Here is a 21,826-nt window from a genome sequence, read left to right as displayed (position 1 = left end):
AGCGGTTGCGCCTTGCCAAACAGTTGGAGGGTGAAAACGGTATCCAGAAACAGAACAATGCCCAATCTTGGCTAGGTCGTTGCTATTTTGAACAAGCGAAGAAAGCCGAAGGCAAGGGTTTAGATAATAAAGAGAGAATTTCTTTTCAGCAAAGAAAATGGCAAAGATATTTTGACTGGAAAGTGAGGAAAATACAGGAAGATTTATCTAAAACCGATGTGAAAAGAAGCTTAACTAGAGTTATATCGGCTATTCTAGCAGTTTTAAATATTACGCCTAGAGAATTGGGAGCAATTCCCATTGCACATTACACTTCGTCTGTTGTATGTGAAAAATTATTTAGTATCGGTAGTGATAAAGAGACTAGTCCGATGAGGATGGGTAGCTCCACTTATATGAACGACCCTACTGAAGGAGAAGGGCTGTTAGAGTTGCTGAATCTTCAGGATTTAGAATTGGATAATAAGGTTGATTGCCCTGTTTATAATGCTTTCTTTACCTGCTTTTCCAGTCGTGTCAACGATTTGAACCAGTTCCGTCTGTATGGTAAAGAAAATGGTGTGGAGGCATCGGGCTGTTGTCTCGTATTTAATAAAAGAAGGCGTTGGTTGAAAGATCCAGACATTTCAGCTTCATTTCGAAGTCTTACAGACACATCGAATGAATCCACTGAAATATCAGCAGGAGTGTCAGACTTAGTAGATGCTAACTTGCCGCTTTATCAGGTGGCTTATATTGCTTATCCAGATGAATATATTGCTGAAGAAAAATGCAAAATTTGGTTATTGAATAAAAACAACCTAAAATTTGGCATTCGATTAAAGCCTGTAGGGGAAAATCCAAGTTGGCATCAACTTCGTATGGGAAAGCTTGAAGAAGCATTGAGGCAGTTAATTAAAAGTTTCAAGGGTAAAGCTAAAATTGATGATGAAGACAAAAAAGCTTTGGAATATATCCGCTATCTGTTTAAAGATTTTGCTTTCCGCGACGAGGAAGAGTTTCGCCTGCTGAAAATTGAACAAATTGGTTCTAAAGAAATTGAATATTGTCAGGATACAAAATCTGTCTATCTGCCTTACGCTGATATACGCGATATTGTTGATGAAGTAATTTTGGGGACGAATTACGAAAAGAGTGGAAATCATCGCAAGGCTGAAGTGTTTCAGCACTTAATGCGCAAGCATTATCCAAATGTTAAAGTGTCCCGCTCATCGTTGCCGATCAATGCCAATCCGCCGATTAAGAAGGATTAATCAATCCAAGGCCGTCTGAAAATCCCTAAACATTTTCAGACGGCCTTTTTCTATGCTGATTTTCTATATTCTATTCGCCGTATGCTTTTATTCTCGGCCTTTTGTCTCTTTTTTTCATGAATAATGTTGCCGGTGTTACAATCGGCATATTCTTATTGTTATCAAACAGGTGTTTTATGCAGTTTTTCGGCCTGCTTATTCCTATTATTATCGGCTATTTTGTTGATGAGATGTTCACCGGCGTCATTATTGGGTCGTTGTTTTGGCTGGTTGCTTGGTCGATTGCGAAACAACGCCAAGAAGAGCGTTTGGCTGAATCTGCTACGGCAGGCGACAGGATGCAAAAGCTGGAGCAGGAAATCGAGCTGCTAAAACAGCGTTTGTCGGTGTTGGAGCATGAGGTTGTCCGTGATGAGGCGAAGGTAGGGCAGGGGCTTGAGGTTCGGCCTGTTGCCGATGTTCAGACGGCCTCTGAGCCGCTTCATGTTCGGGTTGAGCCTGAGGCGGAAGCTGCGCCTGTTAAGCAGAAAATTGAAGAGGTGTTTGCCCCTTCTTTTTCTATACCTATTGATCTTGTACCTACCAAAGCTTCTGCTTCATCTGAGCCTGTTGTGGAAGAAGTTGTCGAGGCGGTTGCTCCGGTTGCTGCTAAACAAGAAGAGCTGCTTAAGGAAGAGGCTGTTGTTGCTTCGATGCCGTCTGAAAGCGAAGAGGCGCCATCGCGTCAATTCGTTATCCATAAAGATAAGGTGGAAGGCGGAGAGTATAAGTTTTCCGACAATCCGATTGTCGCTTGGTTCTTGCGCGGCAATCCGCTGTTAAAAACCGGTATTGTGGTGCTGTTCCTCGGCTTGGCGTTTTTACTGCGCTATGCTTCCGAGCGGGTTCATGTGCCGGTGGAGTTGCGTTATCTGACTGTGGCTGGCGCGGGTTTGGCGGCGGTGGTCGGCGGCTGGAAGCTGCAAAGCCGTAAGCGTGAATATGGCTTGGTGTTGCAGGGTTTCGGCGTGGCGGTGATGTATTTGACGGCGTTGGCGGCGTTGAAACTGCATCCGCTGCTGCCTGTGTCGGTCGTGTTCGGGCTGATGGTGGCGATGGTTGTGCTGATGGCGTGGCTGGCGGTAAGGCAGAATGCGCAGATTATGGCGCAGGTTGCTTTAATCGGCGGTATGGCCGCGCCTTTGCTGACTTCAGACGGCAGCGGCAATTATTTGGTGCTGTTTTCTTATCTTGCCCTGCTCAACGGCGGTGTGGCCGCGATTGCTTGGTTTAAGGCATGGCGTCAGCTGAACCTGACGGGTTTTGTTGCTACTTTTGCCATTGCCGCGCTGTGGGGCATGCGAAGTTATACGCCGCAACATTTCGCCACTACCGAGCCTTTCTTGATTTACCACTGGCTGCTCTATACCTTTATCGCGTATCTGTTCGCACGCCGTAAGCTGACGGAAAACAGCGAAGACGGCGTTACGCCGATTGCCGACAATGCGACTTTGGAAGAAATCGGCAAGAGTATTTATACACACGGCCTGCGCGTGCATGTCCTCGACCATACTTTATTGTTTGGCACGATGGCGGCGGCGTTCGGCCTGCAATACCGCATGGTGGAGTATTGGCCGTCTGCGGATGCGCTTTCCGCATTGGGTTTTGCCGCTGTTTACGGACTGGCCGCGCTGCTGCTGAAACGTCAGCAGGGGCTGTATATTTTGCGTCAGGCATTTTTTGCGTTGGCGGTGTTGTTCCTCACGATTGCCGTTCCGCTTTATTTTGAACCAAGCAATACAGTTATTTTGTGGAGTGCCGAATCCGCGCTGGTTTATTTCTTCGGTCTGCGCCAACAGCGTCCGCATATCCGTTTGGGTGCGCTGATGGTTTATCTCTTGGCGGCGCTGATTCAGTTGGGCAATTATCAGGGCTTCGGCACGGATACCGTTCTGGAAGGGCAGTGGTTTACAACGGTTGTGGTGTTGCTTGGCGGAGCGGCGATTTATTTGCTGTGGTATTTCTCGCGTCGCGAAGGTTCGGCGCAATGGGAAAAATCCGTTCAGACGGCCGTGTTGTCTGCCGCCTTGCTGTACATCTCTATTTTGCCTTTGCTCTTCTTGGCCGAGCGCGGCAGCATTGTCGCTCTTTCCGCTTTGGCGGCGGCGTGGGCATTCTGTCGGCGCAAACACGAGCCGAATGTGTTTATCACATTTACCTTGGGCAATGTATTGTTCGCCCTGTTGCTGCAAGCCGGTATTATTTATGAATCCCAAGGTTTCCTGAGCCATCTGTACCTTATTGCCGCTACGCCTTTGCTGTTTGCGGCTGCCTACGCGCTGCAATATCCACGCGTGTCGGTTGCAACCGAAAAGCCGGAAGGAAACGAGGTTTACTTTGCGCAGGTTACAGGCTGGATCATCCTGCTTACTGCGTTGGCAACAGGCAGCTATGCCCTCTATATGCAATGGACAGGCGAGGAAACCCTGTTTACCCAGTTGTGGTTGTGGCCGATATTTGCCGGCCTGCTGCTGTTTGCCAAACGTTTGAAATGGGAAGAGCTTCTGCAAACCAATTTGGCATTCTTGCCATTGTTTGGCCTGCATTTCCTCTCCTACCATACCGAGCATGCGGTGACAGCCGCCGCAGCCTTGCCGCTTGTGGCCGCTACCGTATTGAACTTCATCATTCTGAACAACTATCCGCGCCATGATCTGGCTTGGTTGCATAAACTCAATATCACGATACTCGGCGTGCTGTGGACGCTTTGGACGGCGCTGTATGTCGGCGAGCGTTTTTACGGCGTTTGGGCGCAGCTTTCGTGGCTTGTCGTGCCTTTGGCGATGTGGATTGTTTTCCATACGCAACGCCACCGCGAATTTTTCAGACGGCATCAAGCCATTTATCAGCATTTTGCTATGCCGTTGTGCGCCCTTGCCGCTGCCTGTTGGATGCTGTGGACCAACTTCTCCACGCCGTTCCAACCTTCGCCGTTGCCGTATATTCCCGTGCTTAACCCATTGGAACTCGCCTGCGCCGGTATGCTTTGGTTTGCCCTGAAATCCCTGCCTGAAGCCTTACCGCCCGAGCTTCGCCGTACCACGGCAACCGCAGTCGCCGCCTTGGCATTTATGCTGATCAGCGCAGGCGTGATGCGCGTATGGCATTTCTACGATGGCATCACTTGGCGTCTCGACATCATGCTGCAATCCTTCGGCCTGCAAGCCAGCCTCTCCGTCGTTTGGGCAGTAACCGCCATCATCTTGATGGTACTCGGCAACCGCCGCACACAGCGTTCCTACTGGATGACAGGCGCGACGCTGATGGGCATCGTGGTCGTCAAACTCTTCCTGATCGAGCTTTCCAACAGCGGCGGTATCGAGCGCATTGCCTCCTTCATCATCGTCGGCCTGCTGCTGCTTCTGGTCGGCTGGTTTGCCCCCGTTCCGCCCAAAGCAGAGAATGATGGTGAACCTAAAGCCTAATCACTAATCCCCAAAGGAAAAGGCCGTCTGAAACCCCATTTAAGTTTCAGACGGCCTGAGACCTTTGCAAAGGATGGTTGAACAAATTATACATTATACCCGTGCAGAAAACGTGCTGCTTCATTGTTCCATTTGACCAAATGATCGCCTTTGGCCGTCAGGTTTTCAGCACCGCGCTCGCCCAAGATAATCTCGGAAGACTGGCGTTTGCCTGTTTTCAACGCAACTTTGGTCGGCAGGTTGTCACGTAGGCGGCCGCTGAGTGTTTTCGCATCGGGGCGTTGCGTTGCCAATAACAGATACATTCCTGCGGAGCGCGCTTTTTGTGCCAGCCGTACCAAATGCCCTTCTGCGTCACTGCTGACATCGATAAGGTCGGCCAGTTCGTCAATCACGATAACAACATATTTTGGACGGGCGTGCTGTGGGACTTCTGCAATATCCTTTGCAGCGTATTCGTCCATCAGGCGGTATCGTTTATCCATCTCGTCAGCAAAAGACGACAATATTTCAGCAGCTTCTTCCGCATCGCTGACTATGCGCCCCTGCCATAAATTCGGACGGTCTTTGAAGGCGGCGAAATCCGCAGAAACTTTGCAATAACACACGACGATTTCCGTTTCATTCTGAGGAGCGAGTTCGAACAGGGAAGCCAGCATTGAGCGCACCAGTACCGATTTCCCAGCCCCCGTTTCCCCGCCTACCATCACATGCGGCGCGGTGGCAAAATCTTGAAACACGGGTTCGCCGCGTTCGTCCAAACCGATACACACTGGCAATCTGAATTGCTGTGCCGATGCGCGGTATTGCTGTAAGGCCGTCTGAAACTCACTTTGCCCGTATTGCCGCCAAGTGTCTTGCGGGCGCAGGATATTGATGTGCCATGTATTGGCTTCGCCGCGTATGCGTCCGCAGCGCATTTCGTCATCGCCGATGCCTAATTCGGAGCAAATCTGGCTGTGGTATTTTTCCAAATCCACATAGCGGTCGAACTGCACGCGCAGGCAGTCGTAGCGTACGCCGCCGTATTCTGGTTGTATCGTGCCGCCCTTGCCGACTGTTTTGTCCAGTGCGGTTTTGAGTTTGATGCAGGTTTGTTCTTCCATAGCGGAAGCGGCCGGGTGCAGGCTGCCTGAAACGGCCTGTGTAGCACCGTCCGAACCACCGTCTCTGTGTTGCGCCGCCAAGCCGGCCAGTTCGTCAAAGAATATTTTTTTGGCTTCCACGATGCTGCCGTCACAGTAGTCCAAGGCTTTCCGGTAACGTTCCTCCAGCAGTTTCGCGCCGTTGTGCCATGCCAGTTGGATGTAGGTAAACAGGTCTTTTTTGGTGAATTTCTGTTCCGGCACTTCATCAAACATGCGCTGGCTGATGTAGGCTAGCCAAAATTTTTCTTCGCCTTTTTTGCCGTTTTGATTAAAGCAAGTGTTGAACGATGCGATTTCCAAACCACCGTCCATGCCGGGTTTCTTTTCCCAATCTTTGATATTTATATTTTTGGTTTTGGCAAAGCAGAAGGCGATGCACAGCCGCGCCCATTCATGGTTCTGCATTTTAGGCAGCACGCCGTCGCTTTCGAGCCGTTTTAGGATTTTGGCCGCTTCACCGCTGGATTTGATGTGGGTGTTTTCAGTCAGCGTTACCCAGTATTTGTCATTGCAGATTTTGTCGTCGTCCAATTCGTACATAGCGTTTCCCTTTATTCAAAATAGGCGTGCGGAGTAACGGTGGCGCATTTTCCACCGCCTTGCAGGATTTGAGAACGGATAAGGTAGCTCTTGCCGATGCATCCTTGTGCGTTGAGCTTTTGATAGGTTTCGGAATCGATTTCGGCACTCTGCACCAGAATAATCACTTGGCGGTTTAAATTCATCCAGTATTGCACTAGGTTGTCGCAATGGCGCGTGTCCAAAGATGTGAGCGGGGTATCGACCACGAAGGGAACTTGGTAATCGGTAATTTCAGCCAATGCGACAATCAGGGTCAGAACCAGTATTTTCTTTTCACCGTGGGAAAGCGGCTGGAAGTCGATAGCCATGCCGTTTTGACTGTACAGCGACAGGTTGCCATTTTCGTCGATTTCGATGTCGTCGATTTGTTTGTCATGGGCGATTTTCTTGTGCAGGCTGTTTACGGTTTTGCGGAATGCATCCAGTTTACTGCGGCGTAGTTGCACGGCCAAGTCGTCTATCAGGCGGCACACGGCCTCGGCACGCTCGGCCTTTTGCTGTTTGGGCAGGCTGTCTATCAGTGCCTGTTGCAGGGTTTCCCATTCGGTTTTCAGGCGGTTGACTTCGGTTTGGCTGCGCTCGATGCTGTTTTGCACGCCGCCGAGTTTTTGGTTGGCTTCGGCCAGCTCTTTCTGAACACGCTCCAATTCTTCGCGCAGGCGGTCGGAATCGACAAGCCTGTCTTTCTGCTGTTCGTAGCAGCGTTTCAGTTCGGCCAGTGTGGTTTCCTGGCGATTTTTCTCTTTGTTTAGGCTGCCGAGGTCGTTGTCAGGCGATGTGATGCGGGCGATGTTTTCGAAGGCAGCCTGAAAGCATGAATCGTCCAAGTAATTGTGCTGCATGGGGTCAGATGCATCTGGCGGCAGTTTATCGAACAGAACGTTCCATGATTCGTTCAGAGCACGTTTGAGCAGTTCGTCTTTCAGGATTTTCGGCGTCAGTAGTTCCAGCGTGTTGGGATTGTTGGAAAACGCTTGCCAGAATTCTTCCAACCGGTGCGCGTTCTGCTCTTTGCCCTGCTCGTGCAGCAGGCGGCGGTAATCACCGTGAAGCTGCGTTTTCAGGGCGGTGATATCGCTTTCAGGCAGTAGGGCAAGCGGCAAGGCTAACAAGGCTGCCTGAATGTTTTGGTTCAGTTGGGCGGTTTCGGCTTCACATTGTTCGATTTGGGCAATCAGCTCTTTGGAATGCTGAGTGCTGCCCGCGCCCCGCAACCGCATCTGCAAGTCGTCCTGCCGAGCTTCGGTTTCCTGCTTCTGCCGCTGCCACTGTTGCAGGGTTTCGGTATGACGCGCCAACTCTTCAGAGGCAGCCTGAAAACGGCGTTCGGCTTCAGAAAGCTGCTCTTTTTGCCTGCCACCCGCCTTTTCGCTGTATAGCTTCTGCCCGTATTCTCTCACCTCTGCCTGCAAGGCTTTAAGCAGGTCGATGCCCAAAAGTTTGTTCAGTGCGCCGCTCATCCAGCCGCCCGCACCAAACTGCTTGGCGATATTGACCAATTGTTCGCCATCAAAAAAGAAAAAAGCAGAATATTCTGACGGCAGGCCGTAATCTTCCAAATATTCTTGGATTTCTTCACCGTCTATAGGTTTTTTCAGGCCGTCTTTGCCTATGTAATACAAAAGCAGCTGGTTGCTTTCTTCCTGATAGAGGCCCAAATGGTCGAAATACCATTTACGAACAATACGGATACCCCGTTCGCCAAAGGCATAGCTTTCCATCAAATCCATTTCCAGCACTATTTCATAAGAGCGCGCAAAGGCGGCAGTGGCTTCCTTATATAAGGACTGACTGATGAAATCGCGGTATTTGAATCTGCTGTCGACCAAACCGGCACGCTGGAAATTGTCAATCGCGTCTTTGTCATACAGGCACAGATATATCGCTTCCAGCAGCGTAGTTTTGCCGTGCCCGTTTTCCGCCCCGACCAAAATCAGGTTTCGCCCTTTTTCAGGCGGGGGAAATTCAAATTCAGCTTCGGCGTAGGACTTGAAATTCTTCAGTTTTATTCGCTTGATATACACCTTATTTCCCCCATAAATCCTGTTGTTCGAAGATTTTGTCCAGCTTCTGCTTCATGCCGCCGTATTTGTCACCCTTGCGCCGCACCTGGCGCGCCCAAGCAAGAAGCTCCGCCGCCGCTTCCATTTTGACATTGTGTTTTTTTGCGGCCACTTCCAGCAAATGGCGCGCGTCGTGGTCGCGCCACAGCAGTAGGTCGGCAATTTGTGCTTCGGTTTCCGGGTTCATCGTCTGTCTCCTTGTTTCAAAATATCTTCCGTCCAAATCTGTTTGATTAGGTCGATTTCGTCCTGCGAAATCAGTTCTTCGCCGAAAGCAGCCTGCACTTTTAGCAGCTTCGCCAGCATTTCCTGCCGCGCCGTTATGGTGAACGGGCCGGGGATGTGTTTGCCGCCTTTGAACGTAAGTTTTCCGTTGCGCCGTTCGGCCTGGCGGTATTCGGGTTTGTTGCGGATGTCCACCAGCCAGTCGCGGTATTCAATTAACGGTGCAAATTCGGTTTTCCCCGCATCCACAAATCCTTGCAGGCTTCTATCTTTATTGACCACCGTACACGTCCAACAGCCGAAACGGCTAGAGTTGGTGCCACAGCCAGGGGCTTCTTCCTGCGACAGTACAATCGGGCATTCGCCGCCAGCGGCTTCGCGGTAGAGCTTGATTAAATCGCTGTGTGCGCCTCCCCAGGGCGGGTCGTTGGCAGCAAGGAATTCCCACACGTCGTCGGTACTCAAATCGACAATCGGTCGGTACACCAACGCGTTTTTCAAATCACTGTGCGGGGTCAGATTGCTGTTTTCCAAGTTTTGGTGGCTTTCGATACTTGCTTTGCGGGTGGCAGATTCGTCTTTGCGCACGCCCAGTACGATGATGGCTTTGCCGTTTTCGTTTACTTTTTGCAGGATGTAGCCGCTAGTAGGCTGGATTTTCAGGCGGTCGGTGCACCAGCGCATTGAGCGGTTGGGCGTGGGGTAGCCTTTGCCGATGAGTAGCGTCCAAAAGGTGTCCTGCAATTTCGGCACGGTGATTTCGCCGCTGACGGGCAGCCTGAAAATTTCAGCGGCACGCAGAATTTCTGCCAAAGATTGGCGCATGTGTTTCACTACCAGCGGGCTTTCCACCAGCGTGTCGTTGGAAATGAAGAACACCTGCCGCGTCCGCAGCATCGGCGGCAGCGAAAGCAGCATGTCAAACACCAAATGGGCGACAAGGGTGCTGTCCTTGCCGCCTGAAAAGGTAACAATCCAAGGGTAGTGCTGCGTTTCGCTCAAATATTCTTCAGTGATGTTTTGGCGTATAGCGTCGAACGGGTTGGCAGGGTGTATGGGTATTACGGTCATTTTATACATATTTCTTATTTGCACCTAAAACAGGTGCATGCGTGATTGTACCTAAAATCGGAGCGCATGAGAAATATTCGTTTGTCGGTACACTCTGCCGAACACACCTATTTGCGACAACTCCTTATCCGCAGAAGATTGGATTTGGGGTTGTCGCAGCGTGCATTGGCGGAACGGATGAATGTGGTGCATTCGTTCGTAGGAAAAGTGGAAACAGGTGACAGGCGGCTGGATATCTTTGAGTTTATTGATTATTGCCGCGCATTGAATTGGCAACCGGAGGAGGTATTGCAAAGTTTGCAGAAGGAAGCGGTATGAAAGATTTGGCAGCATTATTAAAATATGCGGAACAATTCCGCAGCCTGCATACAAGTTTTACACAAGCAAACAACCGTGCCCCGCATAAATTCATCCTTCTATACAGTTTATGCCTGCTGTATGAATCAGGCAGCCTGCACACAGAAAAAATTGATTTTTCGGATACGCTTTTGGAAGAATGGCAGGCAATATTCAGACAGCAATGGCAGCGGTGGGTGGCAAACGCATACCACCAAGAAAATTTCGGCATGCCGCTCTACCACATGAGGACCGAGCCGTTTTGGTATTTTTGTGTCAAACCTGGTATGGAAGATGCATTCGAACAAAAAAACCGCATGAAGGCTTTATCCAGCCTGCGTCAAACTGTTTCGGGCGTAGAAATCGATGCACTACTCGCACGGCTGCTTCGGCAGGCCGAAACGCGGGTGGTGCTGCAGGATGTGCTGTTGGCACAATTGTTTGAAATCTTATGAGCAGGGAAACGAGTGAAATTTAAAGTGCAGGCTGCTTTTTCATCGCCCCAAAAGCAGCAGCCGTAGGTCGGATTCTCGAATCCGACATTTTCCAACAGCGTTTTTTTCGGAAACGATAGACGCGTCAATGTTTTTGTTGGATACGAGTATCCAACCTACATTTCTACTTCTGGATTCCCGCCTGCGAGGGAATGACGGCGGAGGTTTCGGCAAAATTGCTCCTCCCGTTTTCAGACGGCCTCTGCCATCTCCCTTCTACATCTCTTCCAGTTTTGCAAACTTGGTGTCCAACTCTTTCACGCCCTGTTTGCCGAAGTTGATGGTCAGTCGGGCGGATTCGCCTTTGTCCACGGCATCGATGATGACTCCGGTGCCGAATTTGGCGTGGCGGACATTTTGGCCGATGCGGAAGCCTGCGTAGGTTTGCGGCTGTTTGAAGTTATCGATGATTTTGTCCCGTTGTACGGTGGTTTGGCGCGTGCTGCCGTAGCTGTCGTAGGCGGGTTTTTTGACCGACAGGTAGTGCAATACTTCGGGTGGGATTTCTTCGACGAAGCGGGAGACGATGCCGAATTGGGTTTGTCCGTGCAGCATGCGTTGTTGCGCCATGGTGATGTAGAGGCGTTTGCGGGCGCGGGTGATGGCGACGTACATGAGGCGGCGTTCTTCTTCGAGGCCGCCACGTTCGGCAAGGCTCATTTCGCTGGGGAAGCGGCCTTCTTCCATGCCGGTGAGGAAGACGGCGTTAAATTCCAAGCCTTTGGAGGCGTGGACGGTCATGAGTTGGACGGCTTTTTCGCCTGCGCCTGCTTGGTTTTCGCCGGATTCGAGGGCGGCGTTGCTGAGGAAGGCGAGGATGGGGAAGGCGGGGTCGTCTGAAATGTTTTCAGGCAGGGTTTCAAAGTTGCTGTCTTCGGGTTTGAACTCGATGGCGGCGTTGACGAGTTCGTCGAGGTTGTCGAGGCGGTCTTGGTTGTCGCCTTTTTGGGTTTGGTAGTGTTCGGTCAGGCCGCTGTCTTTGAGGATGCCGACGATGATTTCGGACAGTGGCATTTGTCCGACTTGGTTGCGCAGTGCTTCAATCAGGCGGACGAAGGCGGCGATTTTGGTGGCTTTTGCGCCGGCATTGCAGGCTGCCTGCCAGAGGGTGATGCCTTGTTCGTTTGAGGCCGTCTGAAGGTTTTCGATGGTGCGTGCGCCGATGCCGCGCGGTGGGAAGTTAATCACGCGCAAGAGGGCGTTGTCGTCGTCGGGATTGACGGCGAGGCGCAGGTAGGCGAGCGCGTGTTTGATTTCTTGGCGTTCGTAAAAGCGCAGGCCGCCGTAGATTTTGTAGGGGATGCCGCTGCGGAACAGGCTTTGTTCGATGACGCGCGATTGGGCGTTGCTGCGGTAGAGGACGGCGATTTCGTCCAAATCCCAGCCTTCGCGTTCGAGGGCTTGGGTTTCGTCCACGATGAATTGGGCTTCTTCGAGGTCGGTAAAGGCGGAGTAGTAGCGGATTTTGTCGCCTGCTTCTGCGTCGGTGCGCAGGTTTTTGCCGAGGCGTTCGTCGTTGTTTTCGATGACGGCGTTGGCGGCGGCGAGGATGTTGCCGACGGAGCGGTAGTTTTGTTCGAGTTTGACGGGCGCGTCGATGTGGAATTCTTCCATCAGCGCGGTCATGTTGCCGACGTTTGCACCGCGGAAACGGTAGATACTTTGGTCGTCGTCGCCGACAGCAAAGACGGCGGCGTTATTGCCGGCAATCAGTTTCAGCCATGCGTATTGCAGTTTGTTGGTGTCTTGGAACTCGTCGACCAGAATGTGGTTGAAGCGGTTTTGGTAGTGTTGGCGCAGGATTTCGTTGTTTTGCAGCATTTCGTAGCTGCGGAGCATGAGTTCGGCGAAATCGACCACGCCTTCGCATTGGCAGATTTTGTCGTATTCGGCGTAGCACTCAATCATGCGGCGTGTGTGCGGATCGGGCGCGCTCAAGACGGAAGCGCGCAAGCCTGATTCTTTTTGCGCGTTGATAAAGCCTTGCAGCGAACGCGGCGCGATGATTTCTTCGGCGATGTTGAGGCTTTTGAGCAGGCGTTTGATCAGGGAAAGCTGGTCGCCGCTGTCGAGGATTTGGAAGGAAGAGGGCAGGCCTGCATCGCGGTGGTGCAGGCGTAAAAAGCGGTGGCAGAGGCCGTGGAACGTGCCGAGCCACATGGCGCGGACGTTGACTGGAATCATTGCGCCCAAACGGGTTTGCATTTCTTTGGCGGCTTTGTTGGTAAACGTTACCGCCATAATGCTGTGCACGCTGGCTTGTCCGCTTTGCAACAGCCAGGCGATACGCGTGGTCAGCACGCGCGTTTTGCCGCTGCCTGCGCCTGCCAAAACGAGGGCGGATTGCGGCGGCCAGGTTACGGCGGAGAGTTGTTCGGGGTTTAAGCCTTGCAGGAGGTTGGGGGCGGATTCGTTGGGAAACATGAAGAGGCCGTCTGAAAATAAATGGGAATGCGATATTTTAAAGGAAATACAAAAGGCCGTCTGAAAAGATGTTTCAGACGGCCTTTGTGTTGGAAGCCGATTAGAACGGACGTACTTCCAAACCGAACATACGGCGAGCGGTGTTCAGCATTTGGCAGCTGAAGCCCCACTCGTTGTCGTACCATGCGAACACTTTAACCATTTTGCCTGCGGTGACTTTGGTCAGCGTAGAGTCGAATGTGCTGGCTTGGGTAGTGTGGTTGAAATCCATGGAAACCAGTGGCAGGGTATTGTAGGCCAATACGCCTTTCAGACGGCCTTCTTCGGAAGCGGCTTTCATCAGAGCGTTGATTTCTTCGGCGGAAGTGTCGCGACCTGCTTGGAAGCTCAGGTCAACCAAGGAAACGTTGACGGTCGGTACGCGGATGGCGAGGCCGTCCAGTTTGCCTTTCAGGTCTGGCAATACCAAACCGACGGCTTTTGCTGCGCCGGTTTTGGTCGGAATCATGTTTTCCACGCCGCTACGCGCACGGCGCAGGTCTTTGTGGCGTACGTCGGTTACCGTTTGGTCGTTGGTCAGCGCGTGGATGGTGGTCATCACGCCGTTTACGATACCGATGTTTTCGTTCAACACTTTGGCAACAGGCGCCAGGCAGTTGGTGGTACAAGACGCGTTGGAGATAACGGTCATGTCGTTGGTAATTACGTCGTCGTTTACGCCGTAAACGATGGTTGCATCAACGTCATCGCCTCCGGGAGCAGAAATCAGCACTTTTTTCGCGCCGCTTTCCAAGTGGATTTTGGCTTTCTCTTTGCTGGTGAACGCGCCGGTACATTCCATTACTAGGTCAACGCCCAATTCGCCCCATGGCAATTCGGCTGGGTTGCGGGTAGAGAAGTAAGGGATTTTTTTACCGTCGATGATGAGGTGTTTCTCATCGTGGGAAACTTCAGAGTTGAAGCGGCCGTGAACAGTGTCGAATTTGGTCAGGTGAGCATTGGTCTCGATGCTGCCGCTGGCATTGATGGCAACGATGTCGAGTTGGTCTTGCAGTTTGTAGTCGAAAATAGCGCGCACTACTTGGCGGCCGATGCGGCCGTAACCGTTGATGGCAACTTTGATACCCATGGCTTTTCCTCTTCTTTTGGGTTTGGGTTGTGGATTGAATGGCGGCAATTATAGCAAAAATGTAGTGTTGTGTAATTAATGTTTTATTGAAAAATTTAGGTTCGATTATTTTTGATTGTAGATGATTAGAGTAGAAATGCAGGTTTAAATTTAATGTTATTTAATATTTTTTGAAATTTTATTTTTATTAATTCCATTTTTTGGTGTTTTATGTTCGTTTTAAATCATGGTAATGAAGGAAACGGGAAAAGGCGGATTGTTTTTGTTTATATTAAACGGAATTTTGGGACGGTTTCTTGATTACAACATGCAACAGTGAAATTTTCAGACGGCCCGGATTGGACGGAAGGAAAACAGGCCGTCTGAAACATTTTGATGACGGGGGATTTGAATGCGTTGGGTTGCCGCTTTTCCTTACTGGATAAGGAAAAGGCGGTTTGCGGCGAGGGCGGCTGTCAGTGGGAAGGGGAGGGAAAAACGGGGCTTGGGTGTTGCGTTTGGCTTGTATATAAAGAAGTGTATGAAGATTTTAGTCGTAGTGCATGAAGATTTTCCTTGCGATTTTAATGCAATACTGACTTGCCAACAGTGTTAAATTTTTTTACGATAAGGTCAGATTATGTTTGCATGGCCATAAGCGGTGCATTCTTTAAATACCGGATATTATCCTTGTCCGAATATCTATTTTAACCGGCCGGTTTGTCCGGCCTGATTTCTAAATATATACGCGCAAGGCCGGGAGGCCTTGACGACACTCGATTTTTAAGAGGTTCATTGTGTCAAATTCTCAATCCAGCGAACGCGCGACGTTTAGCAGTCGCCGTGCCTTTATGTTTGCCGCCATCGGCTCGGCCGTGGGCTTAGGCAACATTTGGCGTTTCCCTTACATCGCCTTCGACAACGGCGGCGGTGCTTTCGTCCTCCCTTATTTGGTTGCGCTGTTGACGGCGGGTATTCCGCTGTTGCTGCTCGACTATGCCATCGGCCACCGTTACCGCGGCTCGCCACCTTTGGCTTTCCGCCGCCTCGGCCGTTTGTTTGAGCCGATGGGTTGGTGGAACTTCCTGACCAACGTCATCATCTGTATCTACTACGCCGTGATTGTCGGCTGGGCGGCAAGCTATGCCTATTATTCTTTGACTTCGGCATGGGGTGCGGATCCGCAGGCATTCTTCTTCAAAGACTTCCTGCAAATGGCCGATGCCAAAGACTTGGGCTTGGATTTTGTTGGCAAAGTTGCCGGTCCGTTGATTGCCGTGTGGGTGTTTACGCTGGCGATTATGGCTTTGGGCGTGCAAAAAGGCGTAGCCGGTGCATCCACATTCTTCATGCCTTTGTTGGTGGTGATGTTTGTCATCATGGTGGGCATTGCGCTGACACTGCCGGGTGCGGCAAAAGGTTTGGACGCTTTGTTTACGCCTGACTGGAGCCGCTTGGCGGATCCGAAAGTCTGGGTAGCCGCATATGGCCAGATCTTCTTCTCGCTCTCCATCTGCTTCGGCATCATGATTACTTATTCTTCTTACCTGAAGAAAAAAACCGACTTGGGCGGCACAGGCTTGGTTGTCGGCTTTGCCAACAGCAGCTTCGAGTTGCTCGCCGGTATCGGCGTATTCGCAGCATTGGGCTTTATGGCGCACGCGGCAGGCAAAGAAGTCAGCGAAGTGGCATCCAACGGTATCGGTTTGGCGTTTATTGCGTTCCCGACCATCATTAACCAAGCGCCGATGGGTGCGTTGATTGGTGTATTGTTCTTCGGCTCGCTGGTGTTTGCCGGTGTAACTTCCATGATTTCCATCGTTGAAGTGATTGTGGCCGCGATTCAAGACAAAATGAACATCGGCCGTGTCAGCGCAACGCTGATTGCAGGCGTTCCCATGGCGATTATTTCCACCTTGCTGTTCGGTACGACCACCGGCCTGCCTGTGTTGGACGTATTGGACAAATTCATCAATACTTACGGCATTGTGGCTTCCGGTTTTGTTTACGTTTTGGCGATTGTCTTGTTGAACAAGCTGCCGGAACTGCGCAACCACTTGAACGCGCTGTCTTCCATCCGTGTCGGCAAAGTGTGGACCGCCAGCGTGGTGGTTACTGTCGCTATGCTCGGCTATATGCTTTATCAGGATACTGCCGGCCTCTTAAAAGAGAATTACAGCGGCTATCCTGACAGCTTCCTCAATATCTTCGGTTGGGGTATGGTGGGCGCCATCCTCGTATTGTCAGTCTTGCTGTCGTTCTTGCCGTGGAAACACGGTCAGGGCTTCAACGTCAAAGACGAACATGAACACGAACGTGAAGGAGAAGAATAATGAGCACTTCAGCTATTGTCATGATGCTTGTCGCACTGATTGTCATTTGGGGCGGATTCATCGTCTCCGTCCTGCGCCTGCCTAAAGAATAAGGCTTGAGCAAATGAAAAGGCCGTCTGAAAGTCATTTTTCAGACGGCCTTTTTGCCGCATGGCAAGGGGACGGAAGAGGGGGAATCATCTTGGTGGACGGCATGGGCGAGATTTTTAATAATGGATGACCAGGTATGATGTATAAATTATATCTATTTGTTTTAAAAAGATTTAAATCCGATTATCGTGTTAATAAACCGTTGTTCCCTTCAATCTTTGCCCGCTGTTTTCTTTGTTTTAGAATAAAGTCCGCAATGCCTTTATGAGGCATTAGGTACAGTATCCGTTTATTTGTTAAGGAGAATTTTATGGCTAAAGTACATCAACCAAGTAAAGAAGGTGATTCTGAAGATTTTGTTATCCGCCTCGATCCGCGCGAATGGGACGGTACTTTTTCAGGAGAAGGCAAAGGTCCTAATGACAGCTATGATGATGACCATACCATCCGCCTCGATCCGCGCGAATGGGATGGCACTTTTTCAGGAGAAGGCAAAGGGCCTAATGACGGCTATGATGATGACCATATCATCCGCCTTGATCCGCGTGAGTGGGAAGGTTTCGAGCCTGCGCAGCCGGCCGCGAAGCCGATATTGGAATCCAAAGCTTTCGATGGTGATGAACTTTTGAGCCGTGCGTTTGGTGAGGCTGATCCTCTTGATTCTTCTGTCGGTCTTTCCTCAGACAATGCGACCTATTCAAGCAATGGTACAGGTTCATCTGCGTTGGATACCATTCATGATTTAGCAGAGGCTTCTATTTTCAAACTGTAATCGTTCCATAATATAAAAGGCCGTCTGAAACCAATATATGTTTCAGACGGCCTTTTTGTGTATGGTCATCAGGACGAAGCCTAACTCATCATCCAAATTACCAAATGCACCATGGTCGGGCCAAACAATACCATAAACAGTCCGGCCAAAATCATGGTCAGGCTGGCCATCACGCCTTCGGTTTCGTGGCGTTGTCCGGCGCGCGATGTGCCGAAGCCGTGGGCGGCATTGCCGAATGCCACGCCGTTGGCGGTGTGGAAACGGATGCGGGTGAAGGCCAAAAACAGGTCGCCGAATATCATGCCGACAAAGCCGGTGATGATGGTGAACAGGGAAACGAGCGAGGCTGAACCGTGGATTTCGCTGGCGAGGACGACGGCAAACGGCGTGGAGATGGAGCGCGCCATTAGGCTGTTGGTTACTTCGTTGTTGAAGTGGAACATATGGCTCATGAGGAATGCGCTGACTACGCCGACAAACATGCCCACCATAATGGCGATGGAGAGGATGGGCAGCTGGCGGCGGATGACTTCGCGGTTTTCATAAATGGGGACGGCAAAGGCAACGGTAACCGGAGTGAGCAGGAAGACGATGCCTTGGGTATATTTGTGGTAGGTGTCGTAATTGACGCCGAATGCCAGCAGCAGGAGGATGGTGCTGACGGAGACGGTAACGACGGGGGAGAAAATCATTAAGGGTTTTTTGCGGTGGATTTTTTTGGCAACGACATAGGCAAAGCAAGTCCAGATGAAGCAGGCGAGGGCAGTGTAGTCCATTTTTATTCTCTATTTTTAGGAGTGGAGTTTTTTGTAGAGGCGGCGTTTCCAGCGGTAGCAGAAATCGAGAGTCAGGGCGGTGCTGATCATCACGAGCGCGGTGCCGACGGCGATGGTCAAAATCAGCTGCCAACCTTCGGACATCAGCAGGTCTTGATATTGCAAGACGGAAACCATGATGGGGATGAAGAAAAAGACGAGTTCGCCCAATGCCCATTTTGCGCCGCGATCAACCATGCCCGGGCGGATGATGCCGAGCCCTAAAAGGGCGAGCATGAGGAACAAGCCCAATACGCCTGAAGAAACAGGCAGATGCGTGAAGCGGACGATAAGGTCGGAGACGCCCCATACTGCGCCGATGATGGCAAGCTGCAAGGCCGTCTGAAAAAATCTGGTGAGGGAATCCATGATATGGGTGTGTGTTGAATGAAAGGCTTGATTATAGAAACCTAATTTCTGCATAATATGAATTATTAAACGAATAATCATGCCTTAGAGGAATAATGGATTTCAAAAGCCTGCATTGTTTTGCCGAACTCATCCGCCTGCAAAGTTTTTCGGCCACGGCTTCCGCGTTGAATTTGACGCAGCCGACGGTCAGCAAAATCATCCAGTCTTTGGAAGAAGAATTGGGCGTGCCGCTTTTGTGCAGAGAAAACGGACGCAAAAAGCGGCAGGTGCAGCCGACCGCAATCGGCGAAGAAGTCTATCGCCATGCGTTAAACCTTTTACACGAACGCGATTTGCTGCTGGCCCGCGTTGACGATTACCGCCATGTCAAAAGCGGGACGCTGCGTTTGGGTTTGGCCTTGTTCGGCAGCGATTTGCTCAGTCATGCGCTGTTTGATTTCCACCAAAAATGGCCGGACATAGAATTGTCGTTTTTGGAACAAGGTTCGCTCGCCATCGAGCAATCCCTGCGCAACAACGAACTCGATGCCGGGCAGCTGCTCGCGCCGGTTCACGAAGACTTCGACAGCATCACGTTGTGCGACTATCCGCTGGTGGTCTTGATGCCGAAAAATCGGGCGAGACACGATGCGCTGACGCTCAAAAGCCTGCAACACGAGCCCTTCATCCTTTTTGGTGCAGGCTTTTCCCTCAACGAAACCATTCAGACGGCCTGCCGCAATCAAGGTTTTACGCCCAATGTTGTCTGCCGTACCGGACAATGGAATTTGGTTGCCGACATGGTGGCGCACAATATGGGCATTGCCCTGTTACCCGAATACTATGCCCGAAAAATCAATCCCGATGTCTTTGCCGCCATTCCTTTGGTCGAACCCGAAATCCGTTGGCAGCTCACCATGGCATGGAAGAAACACCAACGCCCGACGCCGGCCTTAAGGGCTTGGTTGGCCGTGGTCAGGGAAGCGTTCGGCAGGCGAAACAAATAAAATCAAATCATCAGGCCGTCTGAAAAAAAGGGTGTCGCTATCACCCGGTTTCAGACGGCCTTTCCCGTTAAAAATGGTAAAACGGCCTAAAAAAGAGTAGAATATGCACCGTTTACAACTCTGCGCCTCTCAGCAGGCTCGAATTATGGACCTTCCCAGTTCGCCTTTGAACTTCCCATCAGACACACAACAACCATAATCATCCCGCCGAAATGCCTTCCCGCGTCCGGCGGGCGGAGCATTTATGAGCATCGAACAAACCCCTCCGAATCTCGACCATACCCCCGACAATGAAGCGGTGGAAGACCGCATTTCTGACGATCGAATCTCTGACGATATCGACCGCATCCACGCCTTATGCGAAATCCTCGAGCCGTCCTTCGAACAAATCGAAGCAGGCGTGCCGATTGAAGACGAAAGCCTGCGCGACAAGTTCACCGAGCTGACCGTCCTCTTGGCCGAATTGCACCCTGCCGACGTGGCCGCCGTCTTGGAATCCCTGCCGCCGCGCGAGCGTAACATCGTCTGGCTTTTGGTCGCTCCGGAAGACGACGGCGAAGTGTTGTTGGAAGTATCCGACGCTGTACGCGAAACGCTGATCGAGTCCATGGACAAAGACGAGCTGTTGGCCGCCGTCGATGATTTGGACGCGGACGAATTGGCAGAGCTGGCAGACGACCTGCCGCACCAAGTGGTGTACGAAGCGCTGCAAACGCGTGATGAAGAAGAACGCGAGCAGGTCAAAGCGGCGATGTCTTACGAAGACAACCAAGTCGGCGCGATTATGGACTTTGAATTGGTCAGCATCCGCGCCGATGTGGCGTGTGAAGTCGTATTGCGCTACTTGCGCCGTTTCGACAGCCTGCCCGACCATACCGACAAGATTTTCGTGGTCGATGAAAACGACGTGTTGCAAGGCGTGCTGCCCATCCGCAAACTCTTGGTCGCCGACCCCGAAGACATGGTGGCGGACGTAATGGCCACCGATGTCGTGCGCTTCCGTCCGGAAGACGACGTGGAAGAAGCGGCGCAGGCGTTTGAGCGTTATGACTTGGTGACCGCGCCGGTTGTCGATGAAAACAAAAAGTTGATCGGCAGGATCACCATTGACGAAATGGTGGACGTGATCCGTGAAGAATCCGAAGCCGACATGTTTAACATGGCCGGTTTGCAAGAAGAAGAAGACTTGTTCGCCCCGATTTGGGACTCGGTGAAAAACCGCTGGATGTGGCTCGCCATCAACCTGTGTACCGCCTTTATCGCCAGCCGCGTAATTGGCGCATTTGAAGGCAGTATCGAGAAAATCGTCGCACTGGCCGCGCTGATGCCTATCGTCGCCGGCATCGGCGGCAACTCCGGCAACCAAACCATCACCATGATTGTCCGCGCCATGGCGATGGGACAAATGACCAGCACGCAGGCAGGCCGCCTGCTGAAAAAAGAAGTCGGCGTCGCCCTCGTCAACGGCATTATTTGGGGCACGGTAATGGGCGTGATTTCATGGCTGCTCTACGGCAACATCGGCATCGGTTTGGTCATGGTGGCCGCGATGACCTTGAACCTTTTGCTGGCCGCGACCGTCGGCGTCCTCATTCCCGTCATGATGGACAAAGCCGGACGCGACCCGGCATTGGGCAGCTCGGTGCTGATTACCGCGGTTACCGACTCCGGCGGCTTCCTGATTTTCTTGGGATTAGCAACCATGTTCCTGTTGTAATAGGAAAAAAAAGACGTGTTCGATACGTCCTTTTCAAACCGTTTAAAAGGCCGTCTGAAATTTCAATTTTCAGACGGCCTTTGCTGTTTTTTAAAGCTTTACATCATGAGGGCGTTTAGTTTTGGGGCTGACGTAGATTAGCCCCTTGTTTAAAGCGAAGTCAGAAAAGTCAGAAATCCCAATATCACGCCGACTGCGTTGGGTATAATCAGAATCCAGTCTTTCCGGGGTTCTTTGCTCCAACCGTATAAAACCCAAATCAGACAGGATACTGCTGCAAACAGGGGTTGCCACGGCTGCGCCTTTGCCCCTTGCATATTGGCGATAATTTGGGGGATATAGGCGACAAATACGAAAATACCTATTGCCGCTCCTATGCTGCCGACAACGGTATTGAATTTTGCTTTGCTTATCATGCTGGTAAGTCTCCTTTTAATATGAAAATCGAGGCGGTAGATAATATGGGCAGGCTGATTCAGCCGAGGGAACAGCCGCAGCCGCAATGATGTTCGTGGCCTTGGCCATGTTCGTCCGAATCTTCGGCAAGCAGGGCTTCGTAGTCGCCGCTTTCAA

At 51.2% G+C, this 21,826-nt stretch carries 17 protein-coding genes and 1 pseudogene; 9 read left to right on the top strand and 9 right to left on the bottom strand.

Annotation, left to right across the window (positions count from 1 at the left end):
* A pseudogene (locus ACTHTK_RS04875) lies at positions 1-1,253 on the top strand (sel1 repeat family protein); the annotation flags it as partial.
* Positions 1,254-1,429: 176 nt separating this feature from the next.
* Positions 1,430-4,717 (top strand): DUF2339 domain-containing protein, encoded by a 3,288-nt coding sequence (locus ACTHTK_RS04870; protein ID WP_440378443.1) that lies wholly within the window; start codon positions 1,430-1,432, stop codon positions 4,715-4,717.
* Positions 4,718-4,803: 86 nt separating this feature from the next.
* On the opposite strand, the gene ACTHTK_RS04865 is transcribed toward ACTHTK_RS04870, so the two are convergent.
* From ACTHTK_RS04865 to dndC, 4 genes are read right to left on the bottom strand one after another with little or no spacing between them, the layout of a single operon-like run.
* Positions 4,804-6,405, bottom strand: coding sequence for an FtsK/SpoIIIE domain-containing protein (locus ACTHTK_RS04865; RefSeq protein WP_070587965.1), 1,602 nt, complete (start codon positions 6,403-6,405; stop codon positions 4,804-4,806).
* A gap of 11 nt (positions 6,406-6,416) precedes the next feature.
* Positions 6,417-8,471, bottom strand: coding sequence for an AAA family ATPase (locus tag ACTHTK_RS04860; protein WP_440378442.1), 2,055 nt, complete (start codon positions 8,469-8,471; stop codon positions 6,417-6,419).
* A 1-nt stretch (position 8,472) separates the two neighbouring features.
* Positions 8,473-8,697: a DNA modification system-associated small protein gene (locus ACTHTK_RS04855; RefSeq protein ID WP_070587968.1), complete on the bottom strand. Its 225-nt coding sequence runs from the start codon at positions 8,695-8,697 to the stop codon at positions 8,473-8,475.
* Positions 8,694-9,806 carry a DNA phosphorothioation system sulfurtransferase DndC gene (gene dndC / locus ACTHTK_RS04850; protein WP_107723957.1) on the bottom strand — a complete coding sequence of 371 codons (1,113 nt, stop codon included), beginning with the start codon at positions 9,804-9,806 and terminating at the stop codon, positions 8,694-8,696. The genes ACTHTK_RS04855 and dndC overlap by 4 nt, the downstream gene beginning before the upstream one ends.
* 66 nt (positions 9,807-9,872) lie before the next feature.
* Between dndC and ACTHTK_RS04845 the strand changes: the two genes are divergently transcribed.
* Entirely contained in the window at positions 9,873-10,124 is a 252-nt protein-coding gene (locus ACTHTK_RS04845; RefSeq protein WP_004518984.1) for a helix-turn-helix domain-containing protein, read from the top strand.
* Positions 10,121-10,597, top strand: coding sequence for a hypothetical protein (locus ACTHTK_RS04840; protein WP_063068390.1), 477 nt, complete (start codon positions 10,121-10,123; stop codon positions 10,595-10,597). The genes ACTHTK_RS04845 and ACTHTK_RS04840 overlap by 4 nt, the downstream gene beginning before the upstream one ends.
* Positions 10,598-10,852: 255 nt before the next feature.
* On the opposite strand, the gene uvrD is transcribed toward ACTHTK_RS04840, so the two are convergent.
* The gene (gene uvrD / locus ACTHTK_RS04835; protein WP_440378441.1) at positions 10,853-13,060 is read right to left on the bottom strand and encodes a DNA helicase II; all 2,208 of its coding nucleotides are present in this window, start codon (positions 13,058-13,060) and stop codon (positions 10,853-10,855) included.
* A 100-nt stretch (positions 13,061-13,160) separates the two neighbouring features.
* Entirely contained in the window at positions 13,161-14,189 is a 1,029-nt protein-coding gene (gene gap / locus ACTHTK_RS04830) for a type I glyceraldehyde-3-phosphate dehydrogenase (protein WP_440378440.1), read from the bottom strand.
* A gap of 776 nt (positions 14,190-14,965) precedes the next feature.
* Here gap and ACTHTK_RS04825 point away from each other — a divergent pair.
* From ACTHTK_RS04825 to ACTHTK_RS04815, 3 genes are all read left to right on the top strand, one after another.
* A complete protein-coding gene (locus tag ACTHTK_RS04825; RefSeq protein WP_107723799.1) occupies positions 14,966-16,501 on the top strand; it encodes a sodium-dependent transporter in 1,536 nt (511 codons plus the stop codon).
* Entirely contained in the window at positions 16,501-16,593 is a 93-nt protein-coding gene (locus ACTHTK_RS04820; protein ID WP_036493939.1) for a methionine/alanine import family NSS transporter small subunit, read from the top strand. Before ACTHTK_RS04825 ends, ACTHTK_RS04820 begins: the two co-directional genes overlap by 1 nt.
* A gap of 308 nt (positions 16,594-16,901) precedes the next feature.
* Complete coding sequence (locus ACTHTK_RS04815) at positions 16,902-17,363, top strand: hypothetical protein (RefSeq protein WP_440378439.1); 462 nt, start codon at positions 16,902-16,904, stop codon at positions 17,361-17,363.
* Positions 17,364-17,443: 80 nt separating this feature from the next.
* Here ACTHTK_RS04815 and ACTHTK_RS04810 read toward each other — a convergent pair whose 3' ends face one another.
* Together ACTHTK_RS04810 and ACTHTK_RS04805 are read right to left on the bottom strand one after the other, a co-directional pair.
* Positions 17,444-18,139 (bottom strand): LrgB family protein, encoded by a 696-nt coding sequence (locus ACTHTK_RS04810; protein ID WP_003748143.1) that lies wholly within the window; start codon positions 18,137-18,139, stop codon positions 17,444-17,446.
* Between the two features lie 15 nt (positions 18,140-18,154).
* Positions 18,155-18,628 (bottom strand): CidA/LrgA family protein, encoded by a 474-nt coding sequence (locus ACTHTK_RS04805; RefSeq protein WP_004518974.1) that lies wholly within the window; start codon positions 18,626-18,628, stop codon positions 18,155-18,157.
* Between the two features lie 14 nt (positions 18,629-18,642).
* Here ACTHTK_RS04805 and ACTHTK_RS04800 point away from each other — a divergent pair, with 14 nt between their 5' ends.
* A complete protein-coding gene (locus ACTHTK_RS04800; protein ID WP_440378438.1) occupies positions 18,643-19,536 on the top strand; it encodes a LysR family transcriptional regulator in 894 nt (297 codons plus the stop codon).
* Positions 19,537-19,780: 244 nt separating this feature from the next.
* Positions 19,781-21,253: a magnesium transporter gene (gene mgtE / locus ACTHTK_RS04795; protein ID WP_004518972.1), complete on the top strand. Its 1,473-nt coding sequence runs from the start codon at positions 19,781-19,783 to the stop codon at positions 21,251-21,253.
* A gap of 149 nt (positions 21,254-21,402) precedes the next feature.
* Here the strand turns inward: mgtE and ACTHTK_RS04790 are convergent, their stop codons facing one another.
* The gene (locus ACTHTK_RS04790) at positions 21,403-21,669 is read right to left on the bottom strand and encodes a SemiSWEET family transporter (protein ID WP_004518970.1); all 267 of its coding nucleotides are present in this window, start codon (positions 21,667-21,669) and stop codon (positions 21,403-21,405) included.
* Positions 21,670-21,826 lie beyond the last annotated feature (157 nt).

Origin of the sequence: Neisseria sp. P0006.S009 (assembly GCF_051962915.1) — a bacterium.
GTDB lineage: Bacteria > Pseudomonadota > Gammaproteobacteria > Burkholderiales > Neisseriaceae > Neisseria > Neisseria subflava_E.
The sequence above is the reverse complement of the archived record's forward strand: the minus strand, read 5'-3'. Positions and strand labels throughout refer to the sequence as shown.

Bases quoted from the DNA above. Each gene is read 5' to 3' on its own strand.
- ACTHTK_RS04840 (WP_063068390.1), top strand. From the start codon at position 10,121: ATGAAAGATTTGGCAGCATTATTAAAATATGCGGAACAATTCCGCAGC.
- dndC (WP_107723957.1), bottom strand. From the start codon at position 9,806: ATGACCGTAATACCCATACACCCTGCCAACCCGTTCGACGCTATACGC.
- ACTHTK_RS04800 (WP_440378438.1), top strand. From the start codon at position 18,643: ATGGATTTCAAAAGCCTGCATTGTTTTGCCGAACTCATCCGCCTGCAA.
- ACTHTK_RS04855 (WP_070587968.1), bottom strand. From the start codon at position 8,697: ATGAACCCGGAAACCGAAGCACAAATTGCCGACCTACTGCTGTGGCGC.
- ACTHTK_RS04870 (WP_440378443.1), top strand. From the start codon at position 1,430: ATGCAGTTTTTCGGCCTGCTTATTCCTATTATTATCGGCTATTTTGTT.
- gap (WP_440378440.1), bottom strand. From the start codon at position 14,189: ATGGGTATCAAAGTTGCCATCAACGGTTACGGCCGCATCGGCCGCCAA.
- ACTHTK_RS04815 (WP_440378439.1), top strand. From the start codon at position 16,902: ATGGCTAAAGTACATCAACCAAGTAAAGAAGGTGATTCTGAAGATTTT.
- ACTHTK_RS04820 (WP_036493939.1), top strand. From the start codon at position 16,501: ATGAGCACTTCAGCTATTGTCATGATGCTTGTCGCACTGATTGTCATT.
- ACTHTK_RS04845 (WP_004518984.1), top strand. From the start codon at position 9,873: ATGAGAAATATTCGTTTGTCGGTACACTCTGCCGAACACACCTATTTG.
- ACTHTK_RS04865 (WP_070587965.1), bottom strand. From the start codon at position 6,405: ATGTACGAATTGGACGACGACAAAATCTGCAATGACAAATACTGGGTA.
- ACTHTK_RS04790 (WP_004518970.1), bottom strand. From the start codon at position 21,669: ATGATAAGCAAAGCAAAATTCAATACCGTTGTCGGCAGCATAGGAGCG.
- uvrD (WP_440378441.1), bottom strand. From the start codon at position 13,060: ATGTTTCCCAACGAATCCGCCCCCAACCTCCTGCAAGGCTTAAACCCC.
- ACTHTK_RS04805 (WP_004518974.1), bottom strand. From the start codon at position 18,628: ATGATTATTCGTTTAATAATTCATATTATGCAGAAATTAGGTTTCTAT.
- mgtE (WP_004518972.1), top strand. From the start codon at position 19,781: ATGAGCATCGAACAAACCCCTCCGAATCTCGACCATACCCCCGACAAT.
- ACTHTK_RS04810 (WP_003748143.1), bottom strand. From the start codon at position 18,139: ATGGACTACACTGCCCTCGCCTGCTTCATCTGGACTTGCTTTGCCTAT.